Origin of the sequence: Thioclava litoralis, from assembly GCF_045278885.1 — a bacterium.
Taxonomy (GTDB): domain Bacteria; phylum Pseudomonadota; class Alphaproteobacteria; order Rhodobacterales; family Rhodobacteraceae; genus Thioclava; species Thioclava litoralis.
The window spans coordinates 1444663-1466618 of sequence record NZ_CP135443.1; the positions used below are offsets into that span (position 1 = coordinate 1444663).

A 21956-nucleotide genomic window follows, 5' to 3' on the forward strand; every position below is an offset into this window, starting at 1 on the left:
GCACGTAAATAAGGACGAGCAGGCATGACCGAAGAACACGTCAAGAAATCCGAATATGGCGCCGATTCCATCAAGGTTTTGAAGGGGTTGGAAGCTGTGCGGAAACGCCCCGGCATGTATATCGGGGATACGGATGACGGGTCGGGCCTGCATCACATGGTCTATGAGGTCGTCGATAACGGTATCGACGAGGCTCTGGCCAATTATGCCGACTATGTGCATGTGAAAATCCACGCCGATAGCTCGGTTTCGGTGCGCGATAACGGGCGCGGGATTCCGGTCGATATGCACCATGAAGAGGGCGTCTCGGCGGCCGAGGTCATCATGACCCAGCTGCATGCGGGCGGTAAGTTCAACAACACCGATACCGACGGCAATGCCTATAAGGTTTCGGGCGGTCTGCATGGTGTGGGCGTGTCGGTGGTGAACGCGCTTTCCGACTGGCTGGAACTGACCGTCTGGCGCGATGACAAGATCTATAAGGCCCGTTTCGAAAAGGGCGAATGCGTCGAGCATGTCCATGTTGTGGGCGAAGAGGTCGGCGGCCGCGGCACCGAGGTGCGCTTCCTTGCGTCGAACAAGGAAACCGACCCCGAGGGCACCTTCTCGAACCTCGATTACAGCTTTGAAACGCTGGAAAAACGCCTGCGCGAGCTGGCTTTCCTGAATTCGGGCGTGCGGATCATCGTCGAAGACGAGCGCCCCGCCGAGCCGCTGAAGTCCGAGCTGCATTATGACGGTGGCGTGCGGGAATTCGTGAAATATCTCGACCGCTCGAAGACCGCTGTGATGGACAGTCCTGTCTATATGATCGGTGAGGTGAACGGCATTGGCGTCGAGGTCGCGCTGTGGTGGAATGACAGCTACCACGAGACCGTGCTGCCCTTTACCAACAACATCCCCCAGCGCGATGGCGGCACCCATATGGCGGGCTTCCGTGGCGCGCTGACCCGCACCATCAACAATTACGCGCAGTCGTCAGGCATCGCCAAAAAGGAAAAGGTCAACTTTACCGGCGATGACGCCCGCGAAGGCCTGACCTGCGTGCTGTCGGTGAAAGTGCCGGACCCGAAATTCTCCAGCCAGACCAAGGACAAGCTGGTCTCCTCCGAGGTTCGGCCTGCGGTCGAGAACCTCGTGAACGAGAAGCTGGGCGAATGGTTCGAAGAGCATCCCGCCGAGGCCAAGCAGATCGTTGGCAAGATCATCGAGGCAGCCCTTGCCCGTGAAGCCGCCCGCAAAGCGCGCGAGCTGACGCGGCGCAAGACGGCGATGGATGTCGCCTCGCTTCCGGGGAAACTGGCGGATTGTCAGGAAAAAGACCCCGCTCTGTCCGAAGTCTTCCTCGTCGAGGGGGATTCCGCAGGTGGTTCGGCCAAACAGGGGCGCGAGCGGAAAAATCAGGCGGTGCTGCCGCTGCGTGGTAAGATCCTCAACGTGGAACGCGCGCGGTTTGACCGGATGCTGTCGTCGGACCAGATCGGGACGCTGATCACTGCGCTTGGCACCGGCATTGGCCGCGATGAATTCAACATCGACAAGCTGCGCTATCACAAGATCATCATCATGACCGATGCGGATGTCGACGGCGCCCATATCCGCACCCTGCTGCTGACCTTCTTCTTCCGCCAGATGCCGGAACTGATCGAACGCGGCTATCTCTATATCGCGCAGCCGCCGCTGTATAAGGTCGCACGCGGCAAGTCCGAGGTTTACCTCAAGGACCAGAACGCGCTGGAAGATTATCTGATTGCCCAAGGGGTTGAGGGGGCTGTGCTGAAGCTGGGCACGGGCGAAGAAATCGTCGGCAATGACCTGCAGCGTGTGGTCGAAGAGGCTCGCGTGATCAAGCGTATCCTTGGCACCTTCCCGACGCTTTACCCGCGCCACATCCTTGAACAGGCCGCAATCGCCGGTGCGATGGTGCCGGGCGTGCTGGATAATGACGCGCAGGGCACGGCGGATGCTGTGGCCGCCCGTCTGGATCTGGTCGCGCTGGAATACGAGCGTGGCTGGCAGGGCCGTCAGACCCAAGATCACGGGCTGCGCCTGACCCGCATTCTGCGCGGTGTCGAAGAGGTCCGCACGCTGGATGGTCAGGTCATGCGCGCCGGTGAAAGCCGCCGCCTTGGCGCGCATACGAAGGCGCTGCAGGACATCTATGGCAAGCCCGCCCGTCTGCACCGCAAGGACCGTCACCAGCTGATCCACGGCCCGCTGGAACTTCTGAACGCGATCCTGCAAGAGGGCGAAAAAGGTCTGTCCTTGCAGCGCTATAAAGGCTTGGGCGAGATGAACCCCGAGCAGCTGTGGGAAACCACGCTGGATCCCTCGGCGCGGACGCTGTTGCAGGTGAAAGTGGATGATGTGGCCGAGGCCGATGACATCTTCACCAAGCTGATGGGCGATGTGGTCGAACCCCGCCGCGACTTTATCCAGCAAAACGCGCTGAACGTTGAAAACCTTGATTTCTAAATAAAAAGCGGCCTCTCGGGGCCGCTTTTTTGGTGTTCTCAAAGGGAAGGGCCGGAAGATCCGGCCCTTTGTTTTACCCCAGTTCAGCCAAGCGTTTGACGGCTGCGGCAATCTTATCCGCCTCTTCCTGACGGAGCGCCAGATTGCCGCGGGTTTCCTCGATCACCTCGGCATCGGCTTTCTCGAGGAATTTCGGGTTCTTCAGGCGACCCTCCATCCCGCCGATCTCTTTCTGGATCTTGGCCAAGGCTTTCTCCAGACGGGCTTTCTCGGCCTTGACGTCGATCACCCCTTCCAGCGGCAGGCCAAAGAGCGCGCCATGCGCAGGGATCGAGATCGCACCTTTGCCAATCGGCCCTTCGGTGATGCTGTCGATACGCGCCAGCTTGAGGATCAGCGCCTCGTTATTGGCCAGCGCCGCACGGGCAGGGGCGTCGGCCTCGGCCAGAATCATCGGTAGTTTCAGCCCGACCGGCACGCCCATTTGTGCCCGCGACGAGCGGATTTCCTCGATCAGCGCGATCACCCAGTTCATCTCGGCATCGGCTGCCGAGTCAACGAGATCCGCCGCCCGATAGGTCGGCCAATCGGCATGGGCCAGAAGCTTCGCGCGCTCGCCGGTCAGCTCCCACAGCTCTTCGGTGATGAAGGGCATGATCGGGTGCAGCATGACATAGGCCTGATCCAGAACCCAGCGCATGGTCTCGCGGGTTTCCTGCGCATGCTCGCCGTCAAACAGGGGCTTGGCGAATTCGACATACCAGTCGCAGACCTTGCCCCAGACAAAGCCGTAAAGCGCATTGGCCGCATCGTTGAAACGATAGGTGTCAAAGGCGGCATCGACCTCTTCGCGGACCTTGGCGACCTCGCCCACGATCCAGCGGTTCACCGTATGGGTCGGCGCGGGCATCGCCACCGGCGCACCCTCAAACACGCCATTCATCTCGGCAAAGCGGGTGGCGTTCCAGATCTTGGTGCCGAAGTTGCGATAGCCTGCGATACGGTCTTTCGACAGCTTCAGCACGCCACCCAGAGCCGCCATGGACGCATTGGTAAAGCGCAGCGCATCGGCGCCGAATTCGTCAATGATTTCCAGCGGGTCGATGACATTGCCCGTGGTCTTCGACATCTTCTTGCCCTTCTCGTCACGGACAAGCTGGTGCAGGTAGACGGTGTGGAAGGGCACCTGATCAACCACGGCGAGCTGCATCATCATCATGCGCGCGACCCAGAAGAACAGGATGTCGAAGCCGGTGACCAGAACATCGGTCGGGAAGTATTTCGAGGTGCTCTCGTCCCAATTCGGCCAGCCCAGCGTGCCGATCGGCCAGAGACCCGAGGAAAACCACGTATCCAGCACATCGCCATCGCGCCAGACCGGATAGACCAGATGGGTCGGGTCCTGAGAGACGTTATATTCGGCCAAGGATACCGCCAGCGTCTCCATCGCCGCCTTACGGTCGGCGACTTCAACGACACGCGCCGCTGACAGCGGCACGGGCAGATCGGCATTGGCATCGCGGAAGAGTTCGGTCACCGCATCGAAATCGGCGGCGCAATGATGGATGTCACCACGGTGCAGCATGCCGCCTTCATTCAGCAGGCGGCCCAGTTCAACCTCGTCCAGATCGCCATCGCCCTCGTCATCGCGGAATTCCGGCGCCGAGAGGTCAAGCCCGTACCACACGGGGATCTGGTGACCCCACCAGAGCTGACGCGAGATGCACCACGGCTCGATGTTTTCCAGCCAGTGGAAATAGGTCTTTTCGCCCGACTCGGGCATGATCTTGGTGCGGCCATCGCGCACGGCGTCCAGCGCCTTGCCCACGATCTTCTCGGCATCGACGAACCACTGGTCGGTCAGCATCGGCTCGATCACCACCTTGGAGCGGTCGCCGAAGGGCTGCATGATCGGCTTGTCCTCGACGTAAGGAACCCAAAGGCCAGCCTCATTGCCCTCGTCATCGGTGATGATCTTCTCGATGGTCACCGCCAGACCTGCGGCATTGATATCGTCGATCACCGCCTTGCGGGCCTCAAACCGGTCCATGCCGCGATATTTCTCGGGCACGAGGTTGAGGCTGTCGATCTCCATTTCACCGGCCTCGGCCCCTGCTGCGATCTCGCGGGCGCGGGCTACGCAGTCGTCATAGGACAGGCCATCGGCGCGCATCGCACCCTGCATATCCATCAGGCGATACATCGGCAGGTTACAGCGTTTGGCGACCTGATAATCGTTGAAATCATGGGCGCCGGTGATCTTCACCGCACCCGAGCCGAAGTCCATATCGGGATATTCATCGGCCACGATCGGGATCAGACGGTCACAGAGCGGCAGATGCACCATCTTGCCGACGATGGGCGCATAGCGCTCGTCCTTCGGGTTCACGGCCACGGCGCCATCGCCCAGCATGGTCTCGGGGCGGGTGGTCGCGATGGAGATGTAGTCGCGGACCTCCTCGAAGGTGACGTTCCCGTCTTCGTCCTTCTCGCGATAGGTATAGGTCTCGCCGCCGGCCAGCTTGTATTTGAAGTGCCACATATGGCCCGCGACTTCGATATTCTCGACTTCAAGGTCCGAGATCGCGGTTTCGAAATGGGGGTCCCAGTTGACCAGACGCTTGCCGCGATAGATCATGCCCTTGTTATACATATCCACGAAGACCTTGATCACGGCATCGTGGAAATTGGGGCTGTTTTCATGGCCGGTGCGCGGGTCCCCCGGTGCGCCTGCCATGGTGAAAGCATTGCGCGACCAGTCGCAGGACGAGCCAAGGCGCTGCAGCTGGCCCACGATGGTCGAGCCATATTTGCCCTTCCAGTCCCAGACCTTCTCGAGGAATTTCTCGCGGCCCAGCTCGCGGCGGCCCGGCTGGCCGGTTTTGGCCAGTTCTTTTTCCACCATCAGCTGGGTGGCGATGCCCGCATGGTCCTGACCCGGCTGCCAGAGCGTGTCAAAGCCGCGCATCCGGTGCCAGCGCACCAGAATATCCTGAATGGTATTGTTGAACGCATGGCCCACATGCAGCGCGCCGGTCACGTTCGGCGGCGGGATCATGATGGTGAAGGTTTCGGGGCGCGAGGCATTGGCGCCTGCTTTGAAGGCGCCTGCCTCTTCCCATTTGGCGGAGATGCGGGGTTCTGCTTCGGCGGCGTTGAAATTCTTTTCCATCGGCATGGGTCTGATCCTTTTAAGGCTTGGCCCTCTTTAACGTGGGGCAGGCGCGAGGAAAAGCCTTTGACGCAGGGCAAATGTGTCAGAGCGTGATGCGATAAAGCGCAAATCCCCCCTCGGCCTCGCCCGCATCCGCGATCTGCACGCCTTTCACCGCCTCCATGAACGCGCGCCCTGCCGGACCGGAGGCAAAGGTGACTGTGGTGTCAGCCATCGGCGCAAAGCCCCAGTTGCGATCGGCCGAGGGGTTGATCGTGCCTTCCTTCTGGATAAAGCGCAGAAGGATGTCGCGGTTGGTATCCGGCCCCTCGAAGATGATTTTCGAGGGCTCGATGCCCGGAAAATTTCCGCCGCCGCCTGCACGATAGTTGTTCGAGGCCACGATAAACTCTTGTTCGGGGTCGATGGGTTTGCCGTTGAACATCAGATCTATGATGCGCCCACCCTCGCTGATCTGCTTGCCATCGCTGTCGAATTTCGAGGGCTTCGAGAGGTCGACCCTATAGGTCACCCCATCCATCACGTCGAAATTATAGCTGGGGAAATCGGGGTTCAGCAGCGCTGCGTCCTGTGCGCCCGCCGTAATCTGGTTGAAGGCCCCAGCCGAACGCTCCAGCCAGTCGGCCACAGTGGCCCCCGTGACCTTCAGCGCGCGGAAAGTATTGGGATAAAGATAAAGGTCCGCCACATTCTTGATGGCCACGGGGCCTTCGGGGACATTGGTATAGTAGTCCGGCCCGCCGCGCCCGCCGCATTTGAAGGGTGCTGCCGCCGAGAGGATCGGCAGATCCTTATAGGCGGTTTCCTTCAGCATATCAGCGGCATACCAGCTTTGCGCCTGTGACACGATCTGCACCGAAGGATCATCGGCCACCTGCGCGAAATAGCTGTAAAGCGGTGCCGAGGTCTTCCCCACGGGCGCGCGGATATAGGCCAGCGTTGCCTCGTGATCAGCCTCGACCGCATCAAGGATGATCGGCAGGCTCCCGACAAGCGCCACCGCCTTGCGGTCTTCGCGCTTGTAGATCGGGCGCGCTTCCGAGGTATGGCTCACGATCTGCCATTTGTCGCCCTGCTTTTCGAGCATCAGATCAATCAGCCCCATATGCGAGCCCCAGAACCCTGCCATCACGGCAGGCTTTCCGGCCAAGGTGCCTTTCTGGGCGTCTACCCCTTCGATGCCCTCGTAATCGGGGCCGGGCAGGACGCGGTGCTGATGGCCGGTCAGGACGACATCAATGCCCTCGATCTCGGCCACATACAGCGCGGCGTTTTCCATACCTGCGGTATAGCCGCCGCCCTCGATGCCGGTATGGGCCAGCGCGATCACCAGATCGCAGCCTTCGTCCTGCCTGAGCTTGGGCACCCATGCCCGAGCTGCCGCAACAATGTCTCGTACCGACACGCGGCCTTTCAGATTGGCCTCGTCCCATTGCAGGATCTGGGGCGGCACGAAACCAATGACCCCGATCTTGACCTCATGCACCTCGCCCGCCCCGTCTACAAGACCGCGATCCATGACGTAATAGGGCGGAAAGAGGGTCTCGTCCTGCGTCGGGATCTGCCCCAGTTCGGGGCCGACCACCACATTGGCGCATACGAAGGGAAAGGCGGCATCGGCCAAAGAGGCCTGCAGGAACTCCAGCCCGTAATTGAATTCATGATTGCCCAGGGTCGCGCAATCATAGCCCAGAATATTCATCGCCTTGATCATCGGGTGCACGTCATCGCCCACCCCTTTCCGATGCGCGATGTAATCCCCCAGCGGATTGCCCTGCAAAAGGTCGCCATTATCCAGCAGCAGGGTGTTCTCGGCCTCGTCCCTGAGGCTTTCGATCAGGGTCGCCGTGCGCGCCAGCCCCTGCGTGTCATCGGGCTTGTCCCCGTAATAGTCATAGGGGTCGATGGCCACATGGATATCGGTCGTTTCGATGAGCCGCAGATGGATCTGTCCGGCGGCGGCTTCGGCCTTGAACGGGTGGACCAGATAGGCTCCGGTTGCGGCGCTTGCCGCCAGAAAATAACGGCGAGAAATTCCGGTCATGGCGGGTCCTTTCGTGATCTTGCCCTTAAACTGGCGCAGTTTCCCTGCGGTTTCACGACAAATGCGCGCTGCACGTGGCGTCAGCGGGCGCGCGCCCGTCGCGATGCGCGAAAATTAGACCGCCCGATCCAGCTTTGTGGTCAGATGGATCAGGCTTTCCGAATTGAGCACGCCCGGAATCTCGCCGATCAGGTCCAGTACACGGTCAAGCTGCATTGTGGTATCGGCGGCGATCTGTGCCATCAGGTCGATCCGGCCCGAACAGGTTACGATGCGCTCGATCTCGGGGATGGCTTTGAGGCGTCCCAGAATGGCCTGTTGGACCTTCAGATCAATCTCCAGCAGGGCGGTGGCGCGCAGGCGCTGGCTGCGGGCGGCTTCCCCCAGTTTGACGGTGTAGCCCACGATCACCTTCTCGGATTCCAGCCGCTCGAGCCGCGCCTGCACGGTCGAGCGCGCCACCTTCAGCCGCCGCGCCACGGTCGAGAGGGAAAGCCGCGCATCCCCCGAAAGAAGCCCCAGAAGGGCACGATCCAGCTCATCCATCGCCTGCCTGCCATTTTTGTCGTGAAAGCCGTCAGTTTAACGAAGATAGGCTACAGATTTGGTCTTTCCATGACAAGGTTTTGGCCCCATATGGCGCGACACAGAGGCAGGCGGAGCCTTGCGAGAGGCCCGTCTGGTTGGATAAACCGCGTAAGCGCTTTCCCAACCCATGCGGGGCCAAAGGCCGCGCGCAGGGCAAGAGGTGGCTGCCACTCATTGTGCGAGGAAAGCCGATGGGCGTGTCGAAGACAATCTGGAGCAATCCGTCCGAAATCATCCGTGTGAACAAGCCCGATCATCCGGTCTTGGTGTTTTCGCCCGCCATGTTGCAGCAGACGGCGGTGCGTTTTATCCGCGGCTTTCCGGGGCTTGTGACCTATGACGTGAAATCCAACCCTGCCGAGATGGTGATTGAAAACCTCGCCGCAGCGGGGCTGCGTGGATTTGATGTGGCCGCGCCCGACGAGATCGACCTGATCCGCCGTCTCGCGCCCAACTGTGCGTTGCATTACCACAATCCCGTGCGGGGCCGCGCCGAGATCGCCCATGCCGTTGCGGCGGGCGTCAGGGCGTGGTCGGTCGATAGCCGGAGCGAATTGACCAAGCTGGTCGCGCTGGTGCCCTATGAGAATTGCGAGATCTCGGTGCGGTTCAAACTGGCCGATGAGGCTGGCAATTACAACCCGACCGCCAAGTTTGGCGCGACGCAGGAACTGGCGGTTGATCTGCTGCGCGAGGTGGAGGCGGCGGGGTTCAGGCCCTCGCTGACCTTCCAGCCCGGCTCGCAGGTGACCGACCCGATGGTCTGGGACCGCTTCATCCGCGCGGCGGCCGCTATCGCGGGGCAGGCGGGCGTGCGGCTCTACCGGCTGAATGTGGGGGGCGGCTTCCCGAACCACCGCAAGGCCGGCCCGGCCCCCAATCTCGAGGCGATCTTTACCACGATCGGGCAGGCGACGGGCGAGGCTTTCGGCGAGAGCCGCCCCGCGCTGGTCTGCGAGCCGGGCAGGGGGCTGGTGGGCGATGCTTTCACCCATATCACCCGCGTGAAAGCCCTGCGCGATGGCGGCGATGTGTTCCTGAATGACGGGATTTACGGTGGCCTTGCCGAATTGCCTCTGGTGGGCAATATCGAGCGTCTGGCCGTCTATGATCCCGAGGGCCGCAAGCGTGAGGGCGCACCTTTGCCGCGGATGATTTTTGGTCCGACCTGCGACCCTGTGGACCGCCTGCCGGGCAAGCTGGCACTGCCCGACGATCTGGCCGAGGAAGACTTTATCGTCTTCCACGGCATGGGGGCCTATAGCGCCGTGACCAACACCCATTTCAGCGGCTTCGGCAAAATGGAGATCGTCACGGCCCTGAGCTTGGTGTGATCAGGCTTTCAGGCTGGTGGTGACGTAATTCACCGACAGATCCCGTGCCGAGGTGGACCAGCGCCATGTGATCGGGTTCAGCACCATGCCCTTGCGGTCGACCATATCCAGCTGCGCGTTCAGGACCATATCCTCCAGCTCGTCGGGCGTGATGAACTTGGCCCAGTCATGCGTGCCATTGGGCAGCCATTTCAGGATCCGCTCGGCGCCGACAATGGCGAACATATAGCTTTTGGCATTGCGGTTGAGGGTCGAGACAAACATCATCCCGCCCGATTTTACCAGCGCCGCACAGGTGTCGATGAACTCCTGCGGCACGGCCACATGTTCGACGATCTCCATCGCCAGAACCACGTCGAACGCTTCGCCATCGGCGGCCAGCGCCTCGGCGGTGCCGTGGCGATAGTCGATCTCCAGCCCCGACTGCTCGGCATGCAGACGCGCCACGGGCAGGTTGCCCTCGGCGGCATCCACCCCCACCACCGTGGCACCCAGCCGTGCCATCGGTTCCGACAGCAGCCCGCCGCCGCAGCCGATATCGAGGATGCGCAGCCCTTCAAAAGGGCGTGCATCGCGCAGGTTGCGGCCGAATTGCGTGGCGATCTGCGTGGTCAGATAGTCCAACCGGCAGGGGTTCATCTGGTGCAGCGGGCGGAATTTGCCGTTTGGATCCCACCATTCGGCGGCCATAGCCTCGAATTTGGCAACTTCGTCAGGGTTGATGGTCGATTTCACGTCTGACATGGCTTACCTCGAAATATCTGCCTCTGCCCCGTGGTGGAGCACCGTTTTGCGCTATATAGTCTGATCATGGATAGAACTGCAGGTCAAAAACGCCAACCGACGTCTTATCTTTACCCGCCGATCGAGCCTTTCGACCGGCGTATGCTGGACGTCGGCGATGGTCATCAGCTGTATATCGAGCAATCGGGCAATCCGCATGGGGTGCCCGTGGTGGTGTTTCACGGCGGGCCAGGGGGCGGATGCAGCCCTGCGATGCGGCGGTTCTTTGACCCCGCGCATTACCGGATCGTGTTGTTTGACCAACGCGGCTGCGGGCTGTCCAAGCCGCAGGCGTCGGTCGAGAATAACACGACATGGCATCTGGTCGCCGATATCGAGGCGATTCGGCAGGTTCTGGGTATTGAACGCTGGATCGTTTTCGGCGGTAGCTGGGGGGCGACTCTGGCGCTGATCTATGCCGAGACGCATCCCGACCATGTGCGCGCACTCGTGCTGCGCGGGGTGTTTCTGGCGATGGCGCGCGAGATCGACTGGTTCTATGGCGGGGGAGCGGGGCAGTTCTTCCCCGATCTGTGGAAACGGTTCTGCGAGCCGATCCCCGAAGAGGAGCGGGGCGATATGGTGGCCGCCTATCACAAGCGGCTCTTCAGTGGCGATTATGTGACCGAGGCCCGCCATGCCCGTATCTGGACGATGTGGGAGAACGCGCTGGCCTCGGTGGATACCGACGGCCATATGGGCGAGGCCCCTGCCGATTACGCCCGTGCTTTCGCGCGGCTGGAAAACCATTATTTTTCCAATCAGGCGTTCCTTGAGGAAGATGGCCAGATCCTGCGCGACCGTCACAAGATCGAGCATATCCCGACGATGATCGTGCAGGGCCGTATGGATATGATCTGCCCGCCCTATTCGGCATGGCGTCTGGCGCAGAACTGGCCGCTGGCCGAGTTGCAGATGGTGCCCGCCTCGGGACATGCGTTGTCGGAGCCGCGGATTACCCAAAGCCTTGTGGGGATCATGGACAGGCTGCGGCGCTGAGCGTGGCGATTGTAAGGCGTATGTGCGGGGCTTGCGCGAAACGCTTGCAAACAAGCCCGCGATGGGTTATAGACTTGCCCAACAGCGGCGTGTCGGGCTTGGCTCGGCATCCACCGAACCTATGCAACGGGCCGCTTGGCCCGTTTTTCTGTTTTCGGGTCAAGGCTTTCAACGAAGGACGGACATGACCGACCTCATCGCAAAGACCGCCATCGACCGGCGTCTGGCAGATATTGTTCAGCCCACCATCGAGGGGCTGGGTTTCGAGTTGATTCGTATCCGCCTGCAGGGCGGCAAGACGGCAACGCTCCAGATCATGGCAGATCGCCCCGAGGGTGGCATCATCGTGGATGATTGCGCCAAGATCTCGACGGCTGTCAGTGCTGTGCTGGATGTGGAAGACCCGATCGAGGATAATTACCACCTCGAAGTGTCTTCCCCCGGTATCGACCGCCCACTGACACGTCTGAAGGATTTCGATGTCTGGGAAGGCTATGAGGCCAAGGTCGAGACGTCGGAGATGATCGACGGGCGTCGCCGCTTCAAGGGCTTCATCCGCGGGACGGAAGGCGAAGAGGTTCTGCTCGAGATCGAAGAGCAGGGCGAGCCGGTGACCATCGGTTTGCAATTCGACTGGCTGTCGGATGCGAAACTTGTGCTGACCGACGAGTTGATTGACGAGATGCTGCGCCAGAAAAAGGCCTCTGGCGCAATTGATGAGACCGAATTCGACGAGATCGAAACGGATACGGATGCTTCCGACGAGGAGAAAGAGTGATGGCAATCACCTCTGCCAACCAGCTTGAACTGCTGCAGACCGCCGAGGCCGTGGCCCGCGAAAAGATGATCGACCCCGATCTGGTGATCGAGGCGATGGAAGATTCGCTGGCCCGTGCGGCAAAGTCCCGTTACGGCTCGGAAATGGACATTCGCGTCCATATCGACCGCAAGACCGGTCGCGCGACCTTCACCCGTGTGCGCACCGTTGTGGCGGATGAGGAGCTTGAGAACTATCAGGCAGAGCTGACCGTCAAGCAGGCCAAGCAATATAAGGCCGAGCCCGAGATCGGGGACGAGATCATCGACGAGGTTCCCCCTGTCGATCTGGGCCGTATCGCCGCGCAATCCGCCAAGCAGGTCATCCTGCAGCGCGTGCGCGAAGCCGAGCGTGACCGCCAGTATGAGGAATTCAAGGATCGCAAGGGCACCATCATCAACGGTGTGGTCAAGCGCGAGGAATATGGCAATATCATCGTCGATATCGGTCGTGGCGAGGGCATCCTGCGCCGCAACGAGAAGATCGGCCGTGAATCCTACCGCCCGAGCGACCGTATCCGCTGCTATGTGAAAGACGTGCGCCGCGAGACCCGTGGCCCGCAGATCTTCCTGTCGCGCACCGATCCGCAATTCATGGCGGAACTGTTCAAGATGGAAGTGCCGGAAATCTATGACGGCATCATCGAGATCAAGGCCGTGGCCCGTGATCCGGGATCGCGCGCGAAAATCGCCGTGATTTCCTATGATAACTCGATCGACCCCGTCGGCGCTTGCGTCGGTATGCGCGGGAGCCGTGTGCAGGCCGTCGTGGGCGAGCTGCAGGGCGAGAAGATCGACATCATTCCGTGGAACGAAGACACCGCGACTTTCCTTGTGAATGCGCTGCAACCGGCAGAAGTGTCGAAAGTGGTGTTCGACGAGGAAGCCCAGAAGATCGAAGTGGTTGTGCCTGACGAACAGCTGTCGCTGGCCATCGGCCGCCGCGGTCAGAACGTGCGTCTGGCCTCGCAGCTGACCGGTCTCGATATCGACATCATGACCGAGGCCGAGGAATCGAGCCGCCGTCAGGCCGAATTCGCAGAGCGCACCAAGCTGTTCGTGGATGCACTTGATATCGACGAGTTCTTCGCCCAGCTTCTGGTCGCGGAAGGTTTTGCGAACCTCGAAGAAGTGGCTTATGTCGAAAGCGACGAGCTACTGTCGATCGAGGGGATCGACGAAGGCACCGCCGAGGAGCTTCAGGCCCGCGCGCGTGACTATATCGAAGAGCTCAATCGCAAGGCCATCGAGAGCGCCCGCGCGCTTGGTGCCGAGGACAGCCTGTTCGAGGTCGAGGGCCTGACCGCACCGATGGTCGAGGCACTGGCGAAAGACGGCGTGAAGACGCTGGAAGATTTCGCGACCTGCGCCGACTGGGAGCTGGCCGGTGGCTGGACCACCGTCGATGGCAAGCGCCAGAAGGATGACGGTCTGCTGGAATCCTTCGATGTGTCGCTGGAAGATGCGCAGAATATGGTGATGACCGCACGTGTGCAGCTGGGCTGGGTTGACCCGACCGAGCTGGAAGCACAGGCGGATGCCGCAGAAGAAGATGCGGCCGAGGGCGAAGAGCCCAAGGCCTAAGAGAAGGGGATCAGACCGATCATGAGCCGTGGTGGGCGAGACAAAGTAAATGACGAGCCGGAACGGCGCTGCATCGTCACGCAAGACGTGCAGCCCAAGGCCGGGCTTGTGCGTTTCGTGCTGGGGCCGGACGGTCTGATCTATCCCGATGTGGCAGAAAAGCTGCCAGGTCGGGGTATCTGGGTGACCTCGGATCGCGAGGTGATCGAGAAAGCTGCAACCAAGGGATTGTTCTCCCGCGGGGCAAAGGCCAAGGCGGAGGTGCCGGATAATCTGGCAGATCTTGTCGAAGAGGCCCTTGCACATCGCGTGGTTGAGCTTATCTCCTTGGTCAGGAAATCTGGCAAAGCCGTTTGTGGCTTTGAAAAGGTCAAGGGCTGGCTCGCGGAAGGTCGGGCAAAAGTGCTCTTCCAGGCCTCCGATGGATCGGAGCGCGGGAAGGGTAAGCTCTGGACCCCCGAGGGCGGCCGATGGTTCGGCTGTCTGACCAGCGCGGAATTGGGTTTGGCTTTTGGGCGCGATCGTGCAATACACGGCGCGCTTGGTTCTGGTGGACTCACTCCGCGTGTCATAACAGAAGCGGCAAGGCTTGCGGGGATGCGCAGGCAGGACGGCGGCAAAGCGGCTGCCAGTAAGGATACGAAGACGGCATGAGCGATACGGACGGCAAAAAAACCCTCGGTCTTGGTGGCGCACGCCCCGGTTCGGTGAAGCAAAGCTTCAGCCACGGGCGCACCAAGAGCGTGGTGGTGGAAACCAAGACCAAGAAACGGGTCGTGAACAAGCCTGCGGCCGCGGCGGCCGGTGGCAAGCCCTCCGGCTCGCGCCCGAATCTGGGCGACCCTAAAAAACGCCCTGCAGGCATCTCGGATGCCGAGATGGAGCGCCGCCTGAAGGCGCTGCAGGCTGCAAAAGCACGTGAGGCCGAAGAGGCCGCTGCCCGCGAAGCCGAGGAAAAGGCCCGCGAGGAAGAGCGCGAGCGTCGCCGTGCCGAGCAGGAAGCGAAAGAGAAAGAAGAGCGCGAGCGTGAAGAAGCGCTGCGCCTGAAAGCGGAAGAGGACGAGCGTAAAGCACGCGAGGCCGAACTGCGCGCCAAGAAAAAAGAAGAGGTCCGCAAGGCACCGAAGGCCGACGCACCTGCCGCGCCGCAAGACCGCGCTGCGGCCGAAGCAGCCGCAGCCCGTGCCGAGACCAAGGGCGTTTCGGCCTCGGGTCCGCGCAAGACCGACCGCGAGCGTGATCGCAACGAGCGGGATGCACGCGGCAAGGCGGCCAAGGATAACAGCCGCCGTGCAGGCAAGCTGTCGCTGAACGAAGCGCTTTCGGGCACCGAGGGGCGTCAGCGCTCGCTCGCGTCGATGAAGCGCAAGCAGGAACGTCAGCGCCAGAAGGGCATGGGCACGCAGCGCGCCGAGAAACAGGCGCGTGATGTCCAGCTGCCGGAAACCATTCTGGTGGGCGAACTGGCCAACCGTATGGCCGAGCGCACCGCGGATGTTGTCAAATCGCTCATGAAAATGGGCATGATGGTGACCGCGAACCAACCGCTGGATGCCGACACCGCAGAGCTGGTGATCGAAGAGTTCGGCCACCGCGCCGTCCGCGTGTCGGATTCGGATGTGGAACAGGTGATCGACACGGTTCAGGACAAGCCGGAAGACCTCCAGCCGCGTCCGCCGATCGTGACCATCATGGGCCACGTTGACCACGGCAAGACCTCGCTTCTGGATGCGATCCGCAATGCGAATGTCGTTTCGGGCGAAGCGGGCGGGATCACGCAGCATATCGGTGCCTATCAGGTGACCACCGAGCGCGGGTCGGTTCTGACCTTCCTTGACACCCCCGGCCACGCGGCGTTCACGTCGATGCGGGCGCGCGGTGCGAATGTGACCGACGTGGTCATTCTGGTCGTGGCGGCGGATGACTCGGTCATGCCGCAGACCATCGAGGCGATCAACCACGCGAAAGCGGCGAATGTGCCGATGATCGTGGCGATCAACAAGATCGACAAGCACGAGGCCAATGCGCAGCGTGTGCGCACCGAGCTTCTGCAGCATAACGTTGTTGTCGAAGAGATGGGCGGCGACGTGCAGACGGTTGAAGTGTCGGCCAAGACCGGTAAGGGGCTTGATACCCTGCTGGAGGCCATCGCGCTTCAGGCCGAAATTCTGGAACTGCAAGCCAACCCGAACCGTCAGGCGCAGGGTGCGGTGATCGAGGCCAAGCTCGATGTGGGCCGTGGTCCGGTTGCGACCGTTCTGGTGCAGCATGGTACTCTCAAACGCGGCGATATCTTCGTTGTGGGCGAGCAATGGGGTAAGGTCCGCGCGCTGATCAACGACCGCGGCGACCGTGTTGATGAAGCCGGCCCTTCGGTTCCGGTCGAGGTGCTTGGCCTTAACGGAACGCCGGAAGCAGGCGACGTGCTCAACGTGGTCGAAACCGAGGCACAGGCCCGCGAGATCGCGGATTACCGTATCTCGGCGGCCAAGGACAAACGTGCCGCAGCCGGTGCCGCCACCACGCTGGAACAGCTGATGGCGAAAGCCAAGGCCGATGAAAGCGTTTCGGAACTGGCCGTTGTGGTCAAGGCCGATGTGCAGGGCTCGACCGAGGCTATCGTTCAGGCGCTTGAAAAGATCGGCAACGACGAGGTGCGCGTGCGTGTCATCCATTCGGGTGTGGGCGCGATCACCGAATCCGACATCGGTCTGGCCGAAGCAAGTCAGGCACCGGTCATCGGCTTCAACGTCCGTGCAAATGCGCCGGCACGCAGCTCGGCCAACCAGAAGGGTGTCGAGATCCGCTATTACTCGATCATCTATGATCTGGTGGATGACATCAAAGCGGCCGCATCGGGCCTTCTGTCGGCAGAGATCCGCGAGAACTTCATCGGCTATGCCGAGATCAAGGAAGTCTTCAAGGTCACCGGCGTCGGCAAGGTCGCAGGCTGCTTGGTCACCGAAGGCGTTGCCCGCCGTTCGGCTGGCGTGCGTCTGCTGCGCGACAACGTGGTGATCCACGAAGGCACGCTGAAGACGCTCAAGCGCTTCAAGGACGAGGTCAAGGAAGTCATTTCCGGTCAGGAATGCGGTATGGCGTTCGAACGCTACGAAGATATCCGCCCCGGCGATGTGATCGAGATCTTCGAGCGCGAAGAGATCGAACGCTCGCTCTGATCGGCGGTCTGAGATCCAAAAGAAAAAGGCGGCCCGCGTGGCCGCCTTTTTTATGCGCGTGGATCCGGTGGCAAAGGCCGTTGCGAGGCCCCGTCTGTTGCTCAGGGGCGGGGCAGGCCCGATGCCCGCCAGCCCGAAGAGTACCTATCGGGAAGCGGATGCGAAACGGGCCTGCTTTGGGTCTCACCATGCGGCAGATTGGCCCGCCTTGCGGTTCGCATGGGGCTTAAAGCCCCAGCACATCCATCATGTCATATTGACCGGGTTCTTTGTCCTGCCCCCAGAGCGCGGCCTTCACCGCGCCACGGGCAAAGATGCCGCGGTCGGTGGCGATATGGCGCAGCACGATCCGTTCGCCCATGCCGGCAAACAGCACGTCATGTTCGCCCACGATATCGCCGCCACGAATGGCCGAAAACCCGATGGCGCCTTTCTCGCGCGCACCTGTAATGCCGTCGCGCCCCGATTCCTTATGGTCGGCAAGCGTGATGCCACGGCCTTCGGCGGCGGCCTCGCCCAACATCAGCGCAGTGCCCGAGGGCGCATCGACCTTGCGGTTATGGTGGGCTTCGATCACCTCGATATCCCAATCCTCATCCAGCGCCTGAGCAACCTTTTTCGTTAACTGGGTCAGCAGGTTGACCCCAAGGCTCATATTGCCTGCGCGCACCTGCACGGCGTGGAAGGCGGCAGGCTTCAGCGCCTCGAGCTGGGCGTCGGTAAAGCCCGTGGTACCGATCACATGGGTCGCGCGGGCCTGGGCTGCCAGTTCGGCAAATTCCAGCGTGGCTTCGGGCGTGGTGAAATCGATCACCGCCTGCGCCTTGGCAAAGGCCTCAAGCGCATCGTCGGTCACCACGACGCCGTGGCCCACGCCCATCAGCGCGCCCAGATCGCGGCCGGCCCAGTCATGGCCCGCCCGCACGACCGCGCCCACAAGGCGCGCCTTATCCGACGCCACGACGCTGCGGATCAGCATTTGCCCCATACGGCCCGACGCGCCGGTGATGACGATGCCCGGAAGTTCACCCATGGTTCTCTCTTTCGTTATTGGCCTTTCAGTTGGGCTCTTGCTTATCCTGCGGGCAGGGGCTTGGCAAAGCCTCATGCGACCTTGCGCCGCGCACAGGGGCCACGCGGCCATTGCACGAGACGCGGCAAATGAGTATGTGCGGAGTATGGCAAAGAACCGCTTCACTTCGGCCGAAGGGCCCTCTCAACGGCAGCTCCGCGTGGGCGAGCTGATCCGTCGTGCATTGTCTGACATCCTGCTGCGCGGCGATGTGCATGATCCCGACCTGTCCGGCGTGTCCGTGACGGTGGGGGAGGTGCGCTGTTCGCCCGATCTCAAAGTCGCGACCGCCTATGTTACCCCTCTGGGCGGCAAGGGCGAGGAAGGCCTGATCAAGGCGCTGGCCCGCAACAAGGGCGAGATCCGCCATATGGTGGGCAAGAGCCTGACCCTGAAATTCACCCCCGATCTGCGGTTCCGTCTGGACGAGACCTATGACCGCATGGATGAAACCCGCCGTTTGTTCTCGGATGAGAAGGTGCAGCGCGATGTGGCCCGTCACGATGACGAAGATGACGAAGATCTGGACTGAACTCGCCTTTCTGGGAGTTCTGGCAATGGGGGCGGGGCCGGTTCTGGCGGCCTCCGATGACCCGTGCCATCGGGTCGAGTTCGACTCGGCCGTCTTTACCGTCTGCGAGGCGGAGGCTGGCGATGATCTGCGGCTGTGGTGGAATGATCCGCAGGGCGCGCTGATCGGCACGCCCGACCGCCTGACCGAGCAGCTCAAGCCGGACGAGGTTCTGGCCTTCGCGATGAATGCGGGCATGTATCATGCGGATCGCCGCCCCGTGGGGCTGTTCGTGGAGCAGGGGCGGGAAGAACGTCCGATTGTGACCTCCGAGGGGCCGGGCAATTTCGGCCTGCTGCCGAACGGGGTTTTCTGCATCGGCGAGGACCGGCTGCAGGTTATCGAATCGCGCAGCTATCGCGACAATCCGCCCGCGTGCAAATACGCGACGCAATCGGGGCCGATGCTGGTGATCGACGGGGCTCTGCATCCGAAGTTTCTGCCCGACAGTGATAGTCTGAACATCCGTAACGGGGTGGGTGTGTCTGCCGATGGCCAGCAAGCGTGGTTCGCCATTTCCGAAACGCCGGTGAACTTCCACCTGTTCGCGCGCCTGTTCCGCGACAAGCTGGGCGCACGCAATGCGCTTTATTTCGATGGCAAGATCTCGCGGTTGGTCGATCCGTCGGAAAACCGCGCCGATTTCGGTGTGCCGATGGGGCCGATTGTCGGGCTGGTGCGCGCGGCCAAGCCTGCTGCATTACAGTCTGAATAAGGGCCGGATAGGGGCCGGTTGACCATCCGTCCCCCTTCGGCTAGCAGGACGCCTTGCAAACGGGCGCAAGCGAAGGGCGGACAAGGCAATGGCACGTAAAAAAGGTCGCGATGTTTCGGGCTGGCTGATCATCGACAAGCCTGCGGGGATGACCTCGACATCCGTTGTCAACAAGGTGCGTTGGGCGCTTGGCGCGAAGAAGGCGGGCCATGCGGGCACGCTGGACCCTGCGGCAACGGGGGTTCTGGCCGTGGCTCTGGGCGAGGCCACGAAGACTGTGCCCTATATTACCGATGCCGATAAATGCTACCGTTTTCAGGTGCGTCTTGGGGCGGCCACCAATACCGATGATGCCGAGGGCGAGGTGATCGAGACCTCCGAGACGCGCCCGAGCGATGACGAGATCCGTGCCGCTCTGCCGCAATTCACCGGCGATATCATGCAGGTACCGCCGCAGTTTTCCGCCGTGAAGGTGGATGGCGAGCGTGCCTATGCCTTGGCCCGTAAGGGCGAGGAGATGGAATTGGCCGCGCGCCCCCTCTGGGTCGAGAGCCTCGAACTGGTCTCGCGCGTGGATGCCGATACGATCGAGCTTGAGATGGTCTGTGGCAAGGGCGGTTATGTGCGCTCGATCGCCCGCGATCTGGGGCAGGCGCTGGGGTGCTTGGGCCATGTGCTCTGGCTCCGGCGCGAATGGTCCGGCCCGTTCGAGGCAGCGCAGGGGGTCAGCCTTGACGAGGTTGACCAGCTTGCCAAGACGCCCGAGCTTGATGCCAAGGTCCTGCCGCTGGAGATTGGTCTGGCCGACCTGCCCGAGCTGAAATGCACCCCCGATGGCGCGGTCCGTCTGCGCAATGGCAATCCGGGCATGGTTCTGGCCTCGGCCTGCGAATATGGCGACGAGGCTTGGGTGTCCTATGAGGGCGTGCCCTTGGCCGTGGGGGTCTACAAGGCGGGCGAATTGCACCCGAGCCGCGTGTTCAACCTGTAACCTGACGGGCCGGTGGATCTCCTCCGGCCTTTTCCTTGGCGAGAGGATGCCCCATGATCACGCGTGAATTCCTGAAAGGCGATGCGGCCTCGGTGGCGGTCTATTCCGACGACGAGCAGTATCGTTATCTTCTCACCCGTGTCTGGGACCCCGAGGGGCCGAGGGCGCTGTTTGTCATGCTCAACCCCTCGACCGCGACCGAGGTGCAGAACGACCCGACCGTCGAACGCTGCGAGAGGCGCGCGCGTGTTCTGGGCTTTGGTGCCTTTCGGGTGACCAATATCTTCGCCTATCGCGCGACCGATCCCAAGGTGATGCGCGCCCAGCCCGACCCTGTCGGCCCCGAAAACGACCATGCCATTCTGGAGAGCCTCGACTGGGTGTCCGGCCCGCAGGATCGTGTGATCTGCGCATGGGGGGCGCATGGGGCGCATCTGGGGCGCGGAGCGGCGGTGGAGGCGCTGCTGCGCGGGGCGGATCGGGCGCTCTATCATCTTGGGTTGACGCAGGCCGGTGCGCCGAAACATCCGCTCTATATCGGTTATGCGCAGCAGCCGGTGCTCTGGGCCTGACTTAACCATCCGTGGATTTTTCATCACCACCGCTTATTTTGCCCTTAGGGAATCTGCGGGTGTTGCTGTAATGTTCTCGCGCGCAGGTGCCGCGAGGAGAATGGGATGTTGTTCTTTACAGGGTTGGTCGGTCTGTTGATGGCCGGTGCAGGGGCGGCTTTTGTGGGCAGTCACCGTTCGGAGGACACGGAGGAGGACCATCTTGCCGCTCCCGAAGCGGACGAGGCTCTGGCCGATGCGGTGGCCGAAGACCAGATCCTGTCCGGCAGTGCGGAGGATGACCATGTCAGCGGGGCCGGGGGCGATGACCAGATCAACGGCTATGGCGGGAATGACAGCCTGTATGGCGGTGCGGGCGACGACCAGCTTTGGGGCAGCGAGGGCGATGACGCCCTTTGGGGCGAGGCGGGAGAGGACACTCTGTCGGGAGAGCGTGGCGATGACAGCCTGCGGGGCGCGGACGGGGCGGATCTTCTGCGTGGCGGGCCGGGGCAGGACACGCTGTCGGGTGAGGCGGGCGAGGATTGTCTGCAGGGCGGCGAAGGCGATGATCTCCTTTCGGGGGGCGCGGGCGATGATGTCCTGCAAGGCGGGGCGGGGCAGGATACGCTGCATGGCGGGGCCGGTGCGGACGAGCTGGATGGCAATGGCGGCGATGATCTTCTGATCGGTGCGTCCGATCCCGAGGAGGATCAGGATGGCGCGGATTATCTGAATGGCGGCACGGGGGCCGACACGCTTGTGGCGGGCAGCGGCGACAGCCTCTCTGGCGGGGAAGATGCGGACAGTTTTGCACTCGGGTCCTGGATTTCAGCCGATCGCCCTGCCGTGATTTCCGATTTCGATGCGCAAGAGGACCGTCTCCTTGTGGTCTATGATCCGGCGCAGTCGCTTTCGCCCAGCCTGACACTGGAAGAGGATGCACAGGGCACATGGGTGACGCTTGACGGCCAGCGCGTGGCGCAGGTGCAGGGGGCAGAGGGGCTCTCGCTGGAAGATCTGCAACTGGTTACCCGCGCTGTTTTCGAACAGCAGACCGGCTTTGGCTGATTGCCCCT

17 protein-coding genes are annotated in these 21956 nt (G+C 61.9%); 12 read left to right on the forward strand and 5 right to left on the reverse strand.

From position 1 onward, the window contains the following. The first annotated feature begins 24 nt into the window (after positions 1 to 24). Positions 25 to 2475 (forward strand): DNA topoisomerase (ATP-hydrolyzing) subunit B, encoded by a 2451-nt coding sequence (gene gyrB, locus RPE78_RS07090; RefSeq protein ID WP_339108798.1) that lies wholly within the window; start codon positions 25 to 27, stop codon positions 2473 to 2475. Positions 2476 to 2548: 73 nt separating this feature from the next. Here the strand turns inward: gyrB and RPE78_RS07095 are convergent, their stop codons facing one another. The 3 genes from RPE78_RS07095 to RPE78_RS07105 all read right to left on the reverse strand — a co-directional run bounded on the left by RPE78_RS07095 (position 2549) and on the right by RPE78_RS07105 (position 8240). Then, on the reverse strand, positions 2549 to 5653 hold the full coding sequence (locus RPE78_RS07095) for a valine--tRNA ligase (protein ID WP_406720160.1): 3105 nt from the start codon (positions 5651 to 5653) through the stop codon (positions 2549 to 2551). 79 nt (positions 5654 to 5732) lie between these two features. Further along, the gene (locus RPE78_RS07100; protein WP_406720161.1) at positions 5733 to 7694 is read right to left on the reverse strand and encodes a bifunctional 2',3'-cyclic-nucleotide 2'-phosphodiesterase/3'-nucleotidase; all 1962 of its coding nucleotides are present in this window, start codon (positions 7692 to 7694) and stop codon (positions 5733 to 5735) included. A 114-nt stretch (positions 7695 to 7808) separates the two neighbouring features. Continuing rightward, complete coding sequence (locus RPE78_RS07105) at positions 7809 to 8240, reverse strand: Lrp/AsnC family transcriptional regulator (protein WP_339108801.1); 432 nt, start codon at positions 8238 to 8240, stop codon at positions 7809 to 7811. A 233-nt stretch (positions 8241 to 8473) separates the two neighbouring features. Here RPE78_RS07105 and RPE78_RS07110 point away from each other — a divergent pair, with 233 nt between their 5' ends. Continuing rightward, a complete protein-coding gene (locus RPE78_RS07110; RefSeq protein ID WP_339108802.1) occupies positions 8474 to 9616 on the forward strand; it encodes a type III PLP-dependent enzyme in 1143 nt (380 codons plus the stop codon). Here the strand turns inward: RPE78_RS07110 and ubiG are convergent, their stop codons facing one another. Next, a complete protein-coding gene (gene ubiG / locus RPE78_RS07115; protein ID WP_406720162.1) occupies positions 9617 to 10360 on the reverse strand; it encodes a bifunctional 2-polyprenyl-6-hydroxyphenol methylase/3-demethylubiquinol 3-O-methyltransferase UbiG in 744 nt (247 codons plus the stop codon). 66 nt (positions 10361 to 10426) lie between these two features. Here ubiG and pip point away from each other — a divergent pair, with 66 nt between their 5' ends. The 5 genes from pip (at position 10427) to infB (ending at position 16977) form a co-directional block, all read left to right on the forward strand. Further along, positions 10427 to 11398, forward strand: coding sequence for a prolyl aminopeptidase (pip, locus tag RPE78_RS07120; protein ID WP_406720163.1), 972 nt, complete (start codon positions 10427 to 10429; stop codon positions 11396 to 11398). A gap of 184 nt (positions 11399 to 11582) precedes the next feature. Next, complete coding sequence (rimP, locus tag RPE78_RS07125; RefSeq protein WP_339108805.1) at positions 11583 to 12176, forward strand: ribosome maturation factor RimP; 594 nt, start codon at positions 11583 to 11585, stop codon at positions 12174 to 12176. Then, positions 12176 to 13798, forward strand: a complete 1623-nt coding sequence (gene nusA / locus RPE78_RS07130; RefSeq protein WP_339108806.1) for a transcription termination factor NusA — start codon at positions 12176 to 12178, stop codon at positions 13796 to 13798. The genes rimP and nusA overlap by 1 nt, the downstream gene beginning before the upstream one ends. Before the next feature lie 21 nt (positions 13799 to 13819). Further along, complete coding sequence (locus tag RPE78_RS07135; protein ID WP_339108807.1) at positions 13820 to 14452, forward strand: RNA-binding protein; 633 nt, start codon at positions 13820 to 13822, stop codon at positions 14450 to 14452. Continuing rightward, positions 14449 to 16977, forward strand: a complete 2529-nt coding sequence (gene infB / locus RPE78_RS07140) for a translation initiation factor IF-2 (protein ID WP_339108808.1) — start codon at positions 14449 to 14451, stop codon at positions 16975 to 16977. Before RPE78_RS07135 ends, infB begins: the two co-directional genes overlap by 4 nt. A gap of 226 nt (positions 16978 to 17203) precedes the next feature. Here the strand turns inward: infB and dapB are convergent, their stop codons facing one another. Continuing rightward, on the reverse strand, positions 17204 to 18010 hold the full coding sequence (dapB, locus tag RPE78_RS07145) for a 4-hydroxy-tetrahydrodipicolinate reductase (RefSeq protein WP_406720164.1): 807 nt from the start codon (positions 18008 to 18010) through the stop codon (positions 17204 to 17206). 145 nt (positions 18011 to 18155) lie between these two features. Here dapB and rbfA point away from each other — a divergent pair, with 145 nt between their 5' ends. The 5 genes from rbfA (at position 18156) to RPE78_RS07170 (ending at position 21948) form a co-directional block, all read left to right on the forward strand. Then, positions 18156 to 18581, forward strand: coding sequence for a 30S ribosome-binding factor RbfA (rbfA, locus tag RPE78_RS07150; protein ID WP_339108810.1), 426 nt, complete (start codon positions 18156 to 18158; stop codon positions 18579 to 18581). Continuing rightward, entirely contained in the window at positions 18562 to 19335 is a 774-nt protein-coding gene (locus RPE78_RS07155; protein WP_406720165.1) for a phosphodiester glycosidase family protein, read from the forward strand. Before rbfA ends, RPE78_RS07155 begins: the two co-directional genes overlap by 20 nt. A gap of 88 nt (positions 19336 to 19423) precedes the next feature. Continuing rightward, complete coding sequence (truB, locus tag RPE78_RS07160; protein WP_406720166.1) at positions 19424 to 20326, forward strand: tRNA pseudouridine(55) synthase TruB; 903 nt, start codon at positions 19424 to 19426, stop codon at positions 20324 to 20326. A gap of 53 nt (positions 20327 to 20379) precedes the next feature. Then, on the forward strand, positions 20380 to 20898 hold the full coding sequence (locus RPE78_RS07165) for a DUF1643 domain-containing protein (protein ID WP_406720167.1): 519 nt from the start codon (positions 20380 to 20382) through the stop codon (positions 20896 to 20898). A gap of 105 nt (positions 20899 to 21003) precedes the next feature. Next, positions 21004 to 21948, forward strand: a complete 945-nt coding sequence (locus RPE78_RS07170) for a calcium-binding protein (protein ID WP_406720168.1) — start codon at positions 21004 to 21006, stop codon at positions 21946 to 21948. Positions 21949 to 21956 lie beyond the last annotated feature (8 nt).